General features: G+C 44.1%; 15 protein-coding genes. 10 read left to right on the top strand and 5 right to left on the bottom strand.

Features of this window, described 5'->3' with window-relative positions:
• The first annotated feature begins 14 nt into the window (after positions 1-14).
• Positions 15-128 (top strand): T9SS type A sorting domain-containing protein, encoded by a 114-nt coding sequence (locus VIN08_RS28650; protein ID WP_414693278.1) that lies wholly within the window; start codon positions 15-17, stop codon positions 126-128.
• A 114-nt stretch (positions 129-242) separates the two neighbouring features.
• Here VIN08_RS28650 and VIN08_RS11690 read toward each other — a convergent pair whose 3' ends face one another.
• The 4 genes from VIN08_RS11690 to VIN08_RS11705 form a co-directional block, all read right to left on the bottom strand.
• Positions 243-641 carry a hypothetical protein gene (locus VIN08_RS11690; RefSeq protein ID WP_331964873.1) on the bottom strand — a complete coding sequence of 133 codons (399 nt, stop codon included), beginning with the start codon at positions 639-641 and terminating at the stop codon, positions 243-245.
• Positions 642-893: 252 nt separating this feature from the next.
• Positions 894-1,604 (bottom strand): hypothetical protein, encoded by a 711-nt coding sequence (locus tag VIN08_RS11695; protein WP_331964876.1) that lies wholly within the window; start codon positions 1,602-1,604, stop codon positions 894-896.
• Between the two features lie 2 nt (positions 1,605-1,606).
• Positions 1,607-2,323, bottom strand: a complete 717-nt coding sequence (locus tag VIN08_RS11700; protein ID WP_331964878.1) for a hypothetical protein — start codon at positions 2,321-2,323, stop codon at positions 1,607-1,609.
• A 301-nt stretch (positions 2,324-2,624) separates the two neighbouring features.
• Entirely contained in the window at positions 2,625-3,572 is a 948-nt protein-coding gene (locus tag VIN08_RS11705) for a bifunctional helix-turn-helix transcriptional regulator/GNAT family N-acetyltransferase (protein WP_331964881.1), read from the bottom strand.
• A gap of 239 nt (positions 3,573-3,811) precedes the next feature.
• Here VIN08_RS11705 and VIN08_RS11710 point away from each other — a divergent pair, with 239 nt between their 5' ends.
• On the top strand, positions 3,812-4,081 hold the full coding sequence (locus VIN08_RS11710; RefSeq protein WP_331964884.1) for a hypothetical protein: 270 nt from the start codon (positions 3,812-3,814) through the stop codon (positions 4,079-4,081).
• 15 nt (positions 4,082-4,096) lie between these two features.
• Here the strand turns inward: VIN08_RS11710 and ruvC are convergent, their stop codons facing one another.
• Complete coding sequence (gene ruvC / locus VIN08_RS11715) at positions 4,097-4,648, bottom strand: crossover junction endodeoxyribonuclease RuvC (RefSeq protein WP_331964887.1); 552 nt, start codon at positions 4,646-4,648, stop codon at positions 4,097-4,099.
• A 192-nt stretch (positions 4,649-4,840) separates the two neighbouring features.
• Here ruvC and VIN08_RS11720 point away from each other — a divergent pair, with 192 nt between their 5' ends.
• The 8 genes from VIN08_RS11720 to hrpB form a co-directional block, all read left to right on the top strand.
• Positions 4,841-5,944, top strand: a complete 1,104-nt coding sequence (locus tag VIN08_RS11720; RefSeq protein ID WP_331964890.1) for a glycosyltransferase — start codon at positions 4,841-4,843, stop codon at positions 5,942-5,944.
• 81 nt (positions 5,945-6,025) lie between these two features.
• The gene (locus tag VIN08_RS11725; RefSeq protein WP_331964893.1) at positions 6,026-7,255 is read left to right on the top strand and encodes a PP2C family protein-serine/threonine phosphatase; all 1,230 of its coding nucleotides are present in this window, start codon (positions 6,026-6,028) and stop codon (positions 7,253-7,255) included.
• 36 nt (positions 7,256-7,291) lie between these two features.
• Positions 7,292-7,930, top strand: coding sequence for a polysaccharide deacetylase family protein (locus VIN08_RS11730; protein WP_331964895.1), 639 nt, complete (start codon positions 7,292-7,294; stop codon positions 7,928-7,930).
• 2 nt (positions 7,931-7,932) lie between these two features.
• Positions 7,933-9,006, top strand: a complete 1,074-nt coding sequence (locus VIN08_RS11735) for a glycosyltransferase (protein ID WP_331964898.1) — start codon at positions 7,933-7,935, stop codon at positions 9,004-9,006.
• A complete protein-coding gene (locus VIN08_RS11740; RefSeq protein ID WP_331964901.1) occupies positions 9,003-9,356 on the top strand; it encodes a diacylglycerol kinase family protein in 354 nt (117 codons plus the stop codon). The genes VIN08_RS11735 and VIN08_RS11740 overlap by 4 nt, the downstream gene beginning before the upstream one ends.
• Before the next feature lie 130 nt (positions 9,357-9,486).
• On the top strand, positions 9,487-10,284 hold the full coding sequence (locus VIN08_RS11745) for a hypothetical protein (RefSeq protein ID WP_331964904.1): 798 nt from the start codon (positions 9,487-9,489) through the stop codon (positions 10,282-10,284).
• Positions 10,285-10,817: 533 nt separating this feature from the next.
• Complete coding sequence (locus VIN08_RS11750; RefSeq protein ID WP_331964907.1) at positions 10,818-12,191, top strand: neutral/alkaline non-lysosomal ceramidase N-terminal domain-containing protein; 1,374 nt, start codon at positions 10,818-10,820, stop codon at positions 12,189-12,191.
• Between the two features lie 66 nt (positions 12,192-12,257).
• Positions 12,258-13,514, top strand: a 1,257-nt coding sequence (gene hrpB / locus VIN08_RS11755; RefSeq protein WP_331964910.1) for an ATP-dependent helicase HrpB, incomplete at its 3' end; no start/stop codon positions are given.

Genomic DNA, 13,514 nt, shown 5'->3' on the forward strand with positions numbered 1-13,514 from the left:
GTTACCAGGAAACTGTGGAAGGACGCCAGTCGTTGCGTAACATTGATGTTGCTTCCTTCCCGAAAGGTGTATATATTGTAAAGGTGAATACGGCATCACACCAATACTCATCCAAGATTATTCGCTAAGGCAAAATAGCTGACCATACAAGGACTCCTGCTGATGTTGTAATTCAGCAGGAGTTTTTTTGTTTTGATACGTATCATATTGTCGAAAGCACCATCTTATCAGTATATATTGTTTCAATGACTGATCCAGGCTAATGCTGACTCAATGTTATCAAAGTTGGCTGTATCTATAATCTGTTCATGTACTGACTCCATCGTGTTCTGGACCGACAGTTGGGTAAATATATCCGTTGGCACTACCATAGCAATTTTGTTATATCCTACTTCTCTTGCTTTGTTATACCAATCGATAGCCGCCCATTTTTGATCTTCCTCCATAATGGCCCCGAGAAATGTAGTATCAACAAGAAGTTTCCCTGTACGGAATTTCTTCATGGCCTCGAGCATTGCTTCTAAACCCTTTCTGAATTCTTCTGATGTTGGCGAGACCAACCACTTTGCTACAACAGCACACGCTACATCATCAAAATCTACCGTGATGTACTCATTCACTAAATATACTTGCTTTGACATGGTATTTTTGACCCAATTTCCCAAATGAGTCCTGCTTGATAAATACCTCTATTGTGGTATATTTAGTGTGCTATATGCCTACCAATTTATAATGGTATATGAAAAACTTGCAGCCAAAGGAGTGCAATACGTACCATCTCCCGCAATGGCCGGCAATCGGATTTACCATTAACACCACGTGTACTATAGCAAGTATTCTGTAACGAATACAGGTGCATGATGACAGATAAGCTTGCGGGCTTTATTTGAAGTTTACTTTTTATCTTTCTTGTATGCTTCAATTAGAGTATCCCGTTCTCGTGGTGAGACAGGAAGGAGGTCTCTTTTTTGCTTCATAGTATAAAGGAGCGCAAGCGCATAGTCGCATACGCGAAATTTATACTGCTGATAAATGGCTGCTTCTTCGGAGCCCCATACAGGAGCATCGCGTTTATCATCGAGCAATCGTTCAAGATATTTTACGGCTGCCGTCTGGTAATCGATAATTGCCCGTGCAGAGCTCTCCCAATATTCATTGGGCAATCCCCATGCATTAAAGACTTCAGATTTAGCGAGAGCATCTGTAAGTATAGCAGCACCATTGGCAGGCTTAATTTTAGTATATAGCTCTTTATCTATTTTCTGTAGTGCCATGAGTTTGAAGTATTCCTTTTGAGTACTGTCTGTAATTGATTTATATAATGGTTCTGCAGCATCTTTTCGTTTGATGATCTCTCTAAAAGAAGCGGAGTTAAAAGGTTCTCGTCCCTTCAGAGCACTTTGTTCCAATTCAGAAATCAATTGTTCTGTATTCATGGCTCTGAATTTTTCTTCTGTCGCTTTAACCAACTGATCGATCGAATCCTGTGTTACCTCAAATTGTTTCTTTTGAACCTGTTGATCAGATGGATTTTTTGTTGAAGTCTTGCAACCCGCAATAAGCAATACAGAAAGAGCAAGGAAAGTGATGATGAAGTATTTCATAATTAATACATCAGTTTAGTAAACGTTGGAAATAGATTGTGACTTAAACCCGGGGCCTGAACATTCCATGCCGTAACAGCATTGTCCATAGTCAGTTGTAAGTTCTCCCAGGCAACACAATCAATTATGTCGTTGTTGGTTACATGTCCTGCGTCATCTACTACCCAGCTCCAATAGTAGTAACCAAGAAAGTTGTTGTTGCAGGCATTAGCGCCTCCATCAATTGAAACAGAAGCGCTGACAGCCTGCCACCAGATTTTTCTCATCGAATCTGAACGGCTGGGTGCATCGAATAGAACTGAAGGAGTAGAATTATTTCCGGGTGTTAAATTGCCGGCAAAGGAGTTATTATCATTGCGCCCATAGTATCCCCATTTTTTTCCTGACAAACGATCTATATACCAACCGTATTCAATGCTGCGTGCCTGATGTTCCTCGGATATATAGGAGTAAGTTCCATCTTCAAAACTATAGGTACGCACCATTTGGATATAGCAAATAGTATTGGTGTTGCAGGATGAGCCGCATAAAGAAGGATCGAATGCAAAATTAAGATTCATCGTAATGCCGTTGGAAGTTGTTCCATCATTGGCAGTGCCCGTAAACGTAAAGTTGCCGCAGGGATCAATTTTTGTACAAGAGCTAAGTTTCAGGCAAGCGGCTATGCATAATGCTAAAGCAGCCACAATGCGAATGGATTTGAAGATTGTGTTTGTCATAGGCCAAGTAAATTAGTTACAGAAAACGAGTAAAAACGCAAAGCCCATTCTCAATGCCTGTACGCATTATAGAATGGGCTCCATGATATTAAAGCTACAATTAATTTTGGCGAAGAGCAAACGCAAGGATAGATCAATGACTCCTGGTATCTTAACGATGTGGTGTTTATTACTAGCCTATAATTAGTCCTGCCAAATAGGAGTGAACACATCAACTACCCGGTCGCTTTGATGACTTCGATAGCGTGCTCAACATTGGCCGGGATAGAATAGCGATCACTTACGTTTTGCTTCCGATATACTATAATTCAAGTTCCATTTGAATGTTACACCTTTCGTACGGTGTTGCGCGGCCTGCAATTTTTTTGAACCCTAATTTGTGATAAAGATTAATGGCAGGTTTAAGAATCGTATTGCTTTCCAGGTATATCTTTTTAGCTCCGGCTGATTTTGCTTTTTCAATAATGGCCTGTCCTAAAAGCCAGCCTATATTTTTACCTTGTGCTTTCGGCGATACAGCCATCTTTGCAAGCTCATAATCATAGTCCGGATCTTTCATTTTAATAAGTGCGCATACACCAACAGGTTCTTTATCATACAGGGCAACAAATATAGCACCTCCTTTATCTAAAATATACTGCTTCGGACGATCCAATGCTTTGTAATCCGCTTCCTCCATTTTAAAGTAAGTACTAATCCATTCTTTGTTGAGATTTCGGAATGCTTCAGCATATATAGGTTTATAGGGAACAATCTTTACCTGTTCGCTTTCCCGTAGTTTCTTTTGCTCCTGCACATAGCTCAATAGACTTTTCCGGTTTAACAGAAACTCCCATTCTTCAATAGCTTTCCATAAATCGTTTTGTGTATTGCTAGATATAGCCTCGACAGCCTTCGCCACATCCGTATATTGATTCTTTATTTTTTCTGTTAATTCTTTACCCTTTTTCGACAGGCTTATAACATTCTTACGTCCGTCCAGCTTGTCCTTCCTTTCTTTTATCAAACCCTCTTTGGACATTTCCACAACGATTTTACTAACCGAAGGATGTGAATGTCCAATTTGCTGGGCAATCTCGGTGATTGTAAAATTTCCAATGGAGAGTATATGAAAAACAGGAAACCACTTTGCCTGCAGAGGCATTCCATAAAGTTTATAGATCGCGTCCGCATCGGCAGTTATTTTATCGGTAAGCAGCCGAAGCCGGCTTCCGATAGCCATTTTACCTACTTGATCAAAGAAATCCATTTTTTTATAATTAATTACGTAACTGGTTACGTAAATGTACAGAATTTTTTGATTTAGAAAAGGGTGATCGCTGGTCAAAAATGATCCGCGAAACCCCTGTCGCGATCATTAAAAAAAGTATATTTGTACGGTCTACTCTTACCTGTCTCCGGTATACTGATGAGGGACCGATGCGGTGTTCTTCAGCAGATTTTTATTTCTTCATGGCATGCTTTTTTTAAATCGCAAACCAAAAGTATATGCAAGACATCCTGTATAACATCAACAGCGTGGAAGAGTCGTATGGCGAAAGCGGACTCACCGGAACCATTCAGATCTACGAGCGCATCAATCAGATTGCGCAGTATATAGATACGCGGGCGGATCAGCTGAATGATTATGAAAAAGAAGAATTGAAGGACAGGCTTCGTAAACTGATCGACCTCAATCACCTGATTCGTGAGGAACTGGAAAAGCAGGAAGAAGAACTTACACAAGCAGCTTCGAAACTGTTGATCGTAGTGCGCTAATATATAGCACTATATTTACTTTATTCTGCCGGGATTATCGCGAATAAACGAATCCCATGATTTTGCTTTGGTAGTCTGATCACCTTTTTGAAAATGATGACACACCGCGACCGCCAGGGCATCTGTTGCGTCCAGCAGTTTGGGTAATTCTTTCAGCGAGAACAGCGTCATCAGCATTTTGGCAACCTGCTCTTTCGAAGCATTACCATTGCCGGTAACAGATTGTTTTACTTTTTTAGGAGCATACTCTACGATCGGTATATCGCGCGAAAGCGCAGCCGACATGGCAACGCCTTGTGCGCGGCCGAGCTTTAGCATAGACTGCACATTTTTGCCAAAGAAGGGAGCTTCCAACGCTACTTCATCCGGATGATATTCATCGATGAGACTCAGCACGCGATCAAATATCTTTTTCAGTTTCAGTTCGTGGCCTTCGTATTTGCTCAGGTGTATAACGCCAAACTGCAGCAGGATGATCTTAGGCTTGCGCACTTCAATAAGACCATAGCCCATAACGTTGGTACCGGGGTCGAGTCCTAAAATGATTTTCTCCTGAGTTGTTTTCACGCGCAGCAAAGGTAAGAGAAGAAACGGCCTTTACCATCATGGCAACACAATAGCAAAATATATAGTCTGAAAATCGTGTCGCGGGTAACAGGCATATTGGTATATGAAATATAATCAGTACCTTTTTTCCGGGTGTTTGATGGTACATACAAATTTAATACGTGCAGTTGATATTTTTGCGTGATTAGCAACATGGCGCTTTTACTATCTCTTGTGTTTGCAACCTATCTGCTGGCGGTAGCGATACTCATCGTTGCTGTAACCCAGGCATTCAGAAACACGCTATCGGTCAATACGCAGGAAGGAGAGAATATTTCCGTTATCATCCCTGTACGTAACGAAGCAGAGAATATACTCTTCCTGCTACAGGATCTGGAGCAGCAGTCAGTACGTTGTGAGATACTGGTAATCGATGATCATTCCGAAGATCATACCGCTGCTATAGCTACGGCTTTTAGATCATCACGTCATGTAATTCGGGTTATACCGGCAATTGGAACGGGCAAGAAGCGAGCGCTGGCGCAAGGTATAGCAGCCGCCAGCGGATCGATCGTGGTTACTACCGATGGCGATTGCCGTGTGCAGCCCGAGTGGCTTGCTGTAATGCAAACTTGCTTTTATAGCAGCGAAGTAAAAATGGCGTTTGGTGGTGTGCGTATAGCTCAGCATCAGTCATTCTTTCACGATGTGCAAGCGATTGAATTTGGCAGTCTTATAGGTACAGCAGCCGCTTCTGCCGAACGGGGATATCCCACTATGTGCAACGGTGCTAACCTGGCATTTCGTAAAGCGGTATTCAACGAAGTAAAAGGATATGAGGGCAATATAGAGGTTGCCTCCGGTGATGATGAATTTCTGATGCGCAAGATCCGGCAGATATACCCGCGGGGGATTTGTTTTGTAGCGAATCGCGAAGCTGTTGTTACAACCCGGCCCAGCGATACGCTTCATCAATTTATACAACAGCGGTTACGGTGGGCAGGCAAGTGGCGGCACAATACATCGCTCTATACAGTGCTATTGGCCGTGTATATATTTGGTATACAGGCGCTCACCTGGTTAAGCCTGATCGGGCTGTTATGGGTAAAGGATACGTTGCGTATAACTATGCTGGTGTGCCTGTTACTGAAAATGCTGTTGGAATATGTTTATCTGAAACAGGTAAGCCGGCATTTAAACATCCGGTGGAATACAATAACCTTTATCACACTGCAACTGCTATATCCATGGTATGTAACGGGTATAGGGTTGTTTGCCCATTTCGTTCCCCAGCGGTGGAAAGGAAGAACGTTGTAAGTGGTAAAAGATTGTGAAAAATGACTAGGCTCTTTTATACCACCGGTTAACGATTTGTAATTACCTTTACAGGTATCAGCTATGCAGGAAGAACTAGACGTAAGAAAGCAATTTGAAATAAAAGAACTGGAACTCAACGCGTTGCTTGAGATCACCCAGGCTATTAACAGCAATTTGCCCGAAGAGTCGCTGTATAAGATCTATAATTTTACACTGCGCTCCAATCTCAACATCAAGAAGCTTGCGCTCTTTGTGTTGGATGATGACTGGGCCTGTAAAGTGAATTTCGGCACGCGCCATCATTACGGTAAAACCAAGCTGCTGCCGGAGTTTAAAACCATTCAGGATATAACACATCTGAAGGAGTTTGAAGAATGCGAGTTCACCGAGTTTGATATAATAATTCCAGTAGCACACAAGAGCGCAACGCTTGCCCTGGTGTTCGTAGGCGGGCTGGACAAGCATACCGTGAGTTATGAGAATGAAGATGGTATACGCTTTATCCAGGCGCTAAGCAATATCATTATCGTTGCTATTGAGAACAAGAAGCTTGCGCGCAAACAACTGGAACAGGAATCGCTGCGCAAAGAGCTTGAGATCGCCAGAGATGTACAGCAATTTCTCTTCCCGGAGAAATTACCCAATACCGAATTACTGAAAGTAGAAGCGAGTTATCTGCCACACGATCGCATTGGTGGTGACTACTACGATTATATACCGATCAACAAAAATCAATTCCTCATTTGCGTTGCCGATGTAAGTGGTAAAGGTATACCGGCGGCATTGATGATGTCTAACTTTCAGGCTTCACTGCGCACACTGGTGCGGCAAACGCCAAACCTGACTGACATTATTGAAGCGTTGAACTACCAGGTGTTGGAGAATACAAAAGGGGAGAAGTTCATTACCTTCTTTGCAGCCATTTACGATATACATCTTAAAACGATGGTATATGTAAATGCCGGGCACAACCCTCCGATACTGTTAGACCGGAAGCATGGTATACGTTTGCTGGAGGATGGCTCCACCGTATTAGGCGCTATGCACCCGCTTCCGTTTTTGAATGAGGGCTTTCTTACAGACCTCGATGATTTCCTGATCTTTTGCTATACCGATGGGTTGACTGAAACGGTAAATGAGCAAGGCAAAGAGTTTGGTGTAGAGTCGTTGCTGGAATACTTTCAGCAGGACGCTACCTATACCAAGAACCTGAGTACTATCCATGAAGATATTATTGTGGCGCTGGACGATTTCAAGGGGGTAAACGGATACCATGATGATATCACCATCCTCTCATGCCGTGTAGGATGATGAACCGATGGAAGTATATTTCCTGATCGATTACCCATGATTCATCGCACACCTTTTTTTCTTCCATTACTATACCCTTCATTGCTCTGGCGTGTGCCCACGGTTGCCAACGAAATATACCTCACCTTTGATGACGGCCCGGTAAATGGCGCGACCGAGTTTGTACTGGAGTCGCTTGCTACGTTCGAAGCCAAGGCGACCTTCTTCTGTATTGGCGATAATGTGCGTAAACATCCGGATATATTTAAACGGATTATCCGGCAGGGGCATTCCATCGGTAATCACACTTTTCATCACCTGAATGGGTGGAAGCATACCACCGATCAGTATATAGCTGACATTCGGCAATGTGAGCAGACTATGGCAGCATCGCTGGGCAACGACAAAGGAGTATATATATCCCGATTTTTTCGTCCGCCCTATGGCAGAATAAGCCGCGAACAGATACGTCTGCTGAAACAGGAATATACTATTGTGATGTGGGATGTACTCTCGGTTGATTACAACCGGAATCTCTCACCCGAGGCATGTTTACGCAATACACTTCGTGCTGCAAGACCGGGTTCTATCATTGTATTTCACGATAGTGTTAAAGCAGAGAAGAACATGATGTATGCTTTGCCGCGTGTGCTCGATCATTTTACCACGGAGGGATATACCTTTAAACCTTTGTGAACATGAAGCATGTTCTGATTACTCCGCTCGATTGGGGATTAGGTCATGCTACACGAAGTATACCGGTGATCCGCGCATTACTGAAACAAGGCTGCACTGTAAGTATAGCCGGCAGTGGTGATTCGCTTGTGTTGCTGCAAAAAGAATTTCCATCTTTGGCAGCCTATAATCTGCCGGCCTATAGTCCGCGTTACCCGGCTGCAGGCTCTATGGTGTGGGCCATGGCAAAACAATTGCCGCACTTTATACAGGTTATTCGAGACGAACATCGTGCCCTGGAAGAAATTGTAAAGAACACGAAAGTTGATATCGTAATTTCAGATAATCGTTATGGATGTTGGTCGGCCGTAGTAAAGAGTATATTTGTTACACACCAGAGCAATATACTCATGCCACAACGGTTTGGCTGGCTGGCACCCTGGGTAAGACGGATGAATCATCGGATGATGAAGCGTTTCTCGCTTTGCTGGATACCCGATTTGCCGGGAGATGAAAGTATAGCGGGCGATCTGATCTCTTTCGGTAAAGTCGATCACACTATTCAGCACCGATATATAGGACCCTTGTCGCGGTTTGAGTTTTCGGGTAAAAAAGAAAAGAAGTACGATTTGCTTTGTGTCTTCTCGGGACCTGAACCACAGCGTACGATTTTTGAGAAATTGGTGATGGAACAGGTAAATCACTGGACAGGTAAAGTATGTATAGTGCGCGGACTACCCGATCAAAAGTATGTTACCCCCTTGGTAACACGTGCAGAAGTATTTCCGTTTTTGAATAGTGAAGCATTGCAGGATGCTATTGAGCGCTCAGAAGTTATGCTGGCACGCAGTGGCTTTAGCACGGTAATGGACATGAGCAGACTTGGGGGGCATGCTATATTTATACCTACACCCGGCCAGACCGAGCAGGTATATCTGGCAGAACGTCTCTCAAAAAAAGGTATTGCCTATAGCGTGCAGCAAAGTAAATTTGATCTGGCGCAAGCTTGGAGAGAAGTAAAGAACTATACCGGATTTATACCTTCGTCATCGTCAGCAACATTGCTGGACGAAGCGATCCGTGAAATATTAGAATGATGCGAGCATTTCTGAAAAGTTTTGTTTATGCGTGGCAGGGCATCATCGTAGCCTTGCGCGAGCAACGAAATCTGAAGATTCATGTTGCCGTAGCTATATTGGTAATTGCTGCCGGTATATATTACCCGGTTACACGCACCGAGTGGTGTGTTCTGTTGCTATGTATAGCCCTGGTAATAAGCCTGGAATTGATAAACTCTTCCATTGAGAACCTGGTAGACCTGGTAACAAAAGAGCACCATCCGTTGGCCGGAAGAGTAAAAGATATAGCAGCAGGTGCTGTGCTGGTGGCTTCGATCATGGCATTCTTTATTGGCCTCATGATTTTTATTCCGCACATCCTTTCATAGAAGCGACAACGTATTCGTGTGTGATGACAATTTAAAATTACCTCCATAAACATGGAGGCGCTGATAACTTTTTCGAATCCATTCCAACGTATTTCCCGTTAAGGTTGTCTGATACTGAAACCCCCGAATAATGAACGTAAAAAGACCTCTCTCTTTTTTCGCGCTGATCGTATTATGCGCGATTGTCCTTTCATGCGACTCTTCGCATGATGCCGAACCCCAGGTTAAGCTTACTCCTGTGAGTATGAAAGATGCTGATCATAAAATAGATCTTACTCATGCCAGCGATGGAAAGTTGCAGTTTATAAGGTATACGAACTATTATCCGAATGATGTTGTGTTAACCGGTATAGTAGAGTATATATATGGACAGGATGGACGACTGGAAAAGACTATAACCGATAGTGGTGATGGTTTTGTATTTCACTATGAAGGAGATCGCATTGCTTCTACCGATGAATATATAGGTGATGAGATAGTAGAACAACATACATTTACCTATGATGATCGCGGCCGGTTAGCAGACTGGATCTCCTGGCAGGATATACCCGAAGAGGGTGGTCACATTCCCGTAAAGAAATATACTTATCGGTATGATGGCAATGATAACCTCACTGAAAACAAGATATACTATTACGCCAGTGGTGAACACGATTTCAAATTACTGTCGATAATTACCTTCAGTGATTATGACACACGTCCGAACGCGGAGGACCATTTCGAGCGACATGCATTTAATCCCATTGTAGTACTTCGGAAAAACAATCCGGGTAAACTCATCAGCACCAACGCTGCCGGACTCGGTAAGTCTGAAAGTATCTTTAGCTATAGCTATGATAAATTTGGGTATCCATCCAGGAAAGTTACCACTACATTGGAGAACGACCAGCAATATACTTCTACGATAGACTATGTCTTTGAGGAGTGATTCATTGGTCGTTATCTGTTAATGGTTAATGGTTAATCGTAAGAGGCTTTCCTTCGACATTCGTTGATCAATGTTCCTTGTTCGATATTCAATTTTCGTTAGTCGTTAATTGAAAAAAATCAAGGTGCAGTACTTTTCAGGGTGTCAGTTGGGAACAACTGACACCACTAATTCGTTAGTGGTTATCCGTTGATCGTAAGCAGCAATACTTTTGGATTTTCCGTCTTCCTGTCTTTATACTTCAACATTCGTTAATCGATATTCCTTGTTCGATATTCAGTTGCCTTGTCCGTTATTCGTTAACAGTCATTCGTTAATCGCAAATGCTTTCGGACTTTCCGTCTTCCGGTCTTTGTACTTCGACATTCGTTGATCAGTGTTCCTTGTTCGATATTCAATTGTGTTACTCGTTAACGGTTATGCGTTAATCGTAACAATCGGGAGTATACTTTCGATCTTTCCGATTAACTATTAACGGATAACTGTTAACTACCAACGACTAACGGTTAACAAATAACAACTATCTTGCGCCCATGGTAAAAAGGATTTTGCGCATTGTAGTCATAACGATTATTTCCCTGGTAGCGCTGATAGGTTTATTTCTTTTGGTGAGTATAAAACCACTGAGTCGCACGCAGGCGCAGGATACACCCGAGTATGCTGCCATGATGCAACGGCTGGACAGTCTGCAGCCAACTTCAGGTAAAGGCTCACATGATTTTGTGGTGGGGTTTGCCAAAGAAAACATGACTCCGTCACACCCTATATCCTTGGCAGGGTATGGCAACCGGTTGGGTAAGCCTTATACTTCAGTACGAGATTCGATCTATGTGCGCGCTATGGTAGTGGATAATGGTATACATCGCGTGGCTATTGTCAGTGCCGATCTGCTCATCATTCCACCAACGGTAACCCTACAGCTCGAAAAGAAACTTCCCGCTATAGGCTTCTCGATCAATAATACTTTTCTAGGGGCGATCCATACGCACAACAGCATTGGTAATTGGGGCGAGGGTGCTATAGGCATTATGTATGGCGACTACGAGGATTCCATTGTAAACTTTATTGCCAATAAAATTATTCGATGTATAGCAAAAGCTTCCGCTAATGGTATACCGGCATCCATTCACTCCGGTTCTGTTTCTGTGCCGGCTGCTGTGCGCAACCGACTTATTGATACCGGCAGTGTTGATTCGCTGCTTCGCGTGGTAGAAGTAAAACGACAAGACAGCTCGCGTCTTATACTCATGAGCTATACAGCCCACGCTACCTGTTTGTTCTCGCGCGATTTGAAGTTATCGCGCGATTACCCCGGAGAACTGGTAGATGGGATGGAAGCAAACGGATATACCTTTGCTATGTTTATGGCAGGTGCGGTGGGAAGTCATCGCTGCAATCCTCCGGAGTATGGTGAATCGTGTATCGACTGGATGGCCGATACGGTGCGCGGTACATACCTGGCCAAACACCCGGTACTTACACCTGTGACTGATTCTTCGCTTTCTATGATGCGTATACCCCTGGCGTTACCACCTTCAGAAGCAAAGATCACCAAAGACTGGCAGCTGCGTCCGTGGTTATTCAAAGCGGCCTTTGGTCAATATCAAACCTATCTGACAGCGCTGCGCATCGGCCACCTGGTAATGATCGGTACACCGTGTGACTACTCCGGACAATTAACTGCTCCGCTGGATTCACTCGCTGCGAAAGAAGGTGCACAGGTAATGGTAACCAGTTTTAACGGAGGCTATATCGGGTATATTACGGCCGATCAGTATTACGATCGCGATCATTACGAAACGCGATTAATGAACTGGTATGGTCCGGGCAACGGCGATTACCTGACTACCTGCCTGCTAAAGCTGATTCATAAAATAGATGAGGAACAACCATCAGTCACCCGGTAATATATACCTATATATTGTAATCTATATACCTGAAAATATACCTGTCGATTAATACTATACGCATTCATGTATCCGGTTCTTGAAATTCTGCCAGCATTAAAAGAAAAGCTCGCGGCTCACAACGTGGTAATTTTGCAGGCTCCTCCCGGTGCCGGTAAATCTACGGTGCTGCCATTGGAGCTGATGGATGAACCGTGGCTGCAGGGAAAAAAGATTGTAATGCTGGAGCCGCGCAGACTCGCTGCTAAATCGGTAGCCCAGCGCATGGCTAACCTGCGTGACGAAGATATAGGGGAGAAGATCGGATATCGTGTTCGCTTTGATACACGCGTGAGTAAACAAACACAAATCGAAGTAGTAACAGAAGGTATATTAACACGCATGCTGCAATCCGATAACAGTCTGGAAGATACGGGGCTGGTGATCTTCGATGAGTTTCACGAACGAAGCTTGCATGCTGATCTGGCTCTTGCGTTGTGTTTGCAGGCGCAGCAATTGCTTCGCGATGATCTGCGTATACTCATCATGTCGGCTACGCTGGATGGTGAACATCTTTCTTCGTTGTTAAAGGCACCCCTGGTAACCTCTTCGGGTAAACAATTCCCGGTAGCCCTGCGATACCTGGACGATGATGTATATACTCCATTGCCCGTTCGCATGGTAAAGGCTATACGAAAAGCCATACGCGAAGAAGAGGGAGATATACTCGTGTTTCTGCCGGGCGCAGGAGAGATTGTTCGTGTACAGCAGCAGTTGGAGGATGAAGGTATAGATGCCGGTATATATCCGCTCTATGGCGACCTCTCTTTTCAGAAACAGCAGGAGGCGATTATGCCACATCCGCAGGGAATGCGCAAGATCGTGCTCGCTACATCTATAGCCGAAACATCCCTTACCATCGAAGGTATACGGATAGTAATTGATAGTGGCCTGGCACGTGTGCCGAAATTTGACCCGCGCAGCGGACTCACACGACTGGATACGGTACGTGTTACACGCGATGCTGCAGACCAGCGTGCCGGTCGTGCGGGGCGTCTTGCTCCCGGTATATGCTATAGGTTGTGGAGTGAATCCGTGCATGCAACGCTTATAGCGAATCGCACGCCTGAAATACTGGAAGCTGATCTGGCACCACTCATGCTGGAACTTGGCCAATGGGGTGTAAATGATATTCGAGAGCTCACGTGGGTAACCATACCACCGGCCGGTTCTGTAAACCAGGCGAAAGAATTATTGCAGCAACTCAATGCGATTGATGAAGGTCGCATTACGCAACGTGGTAAAGAAATGCTGAAGCTGCCCACGCATCCGCGTATAGCCCAC

Source organism: Ohtaekwangia sp. (assembly GCF_036568665.1).
GTDB lineage: Bacteria > Bacteroidota > Bacteroidia > Cytophagales > Cyclobacteriaceae > Ohtaekwangia.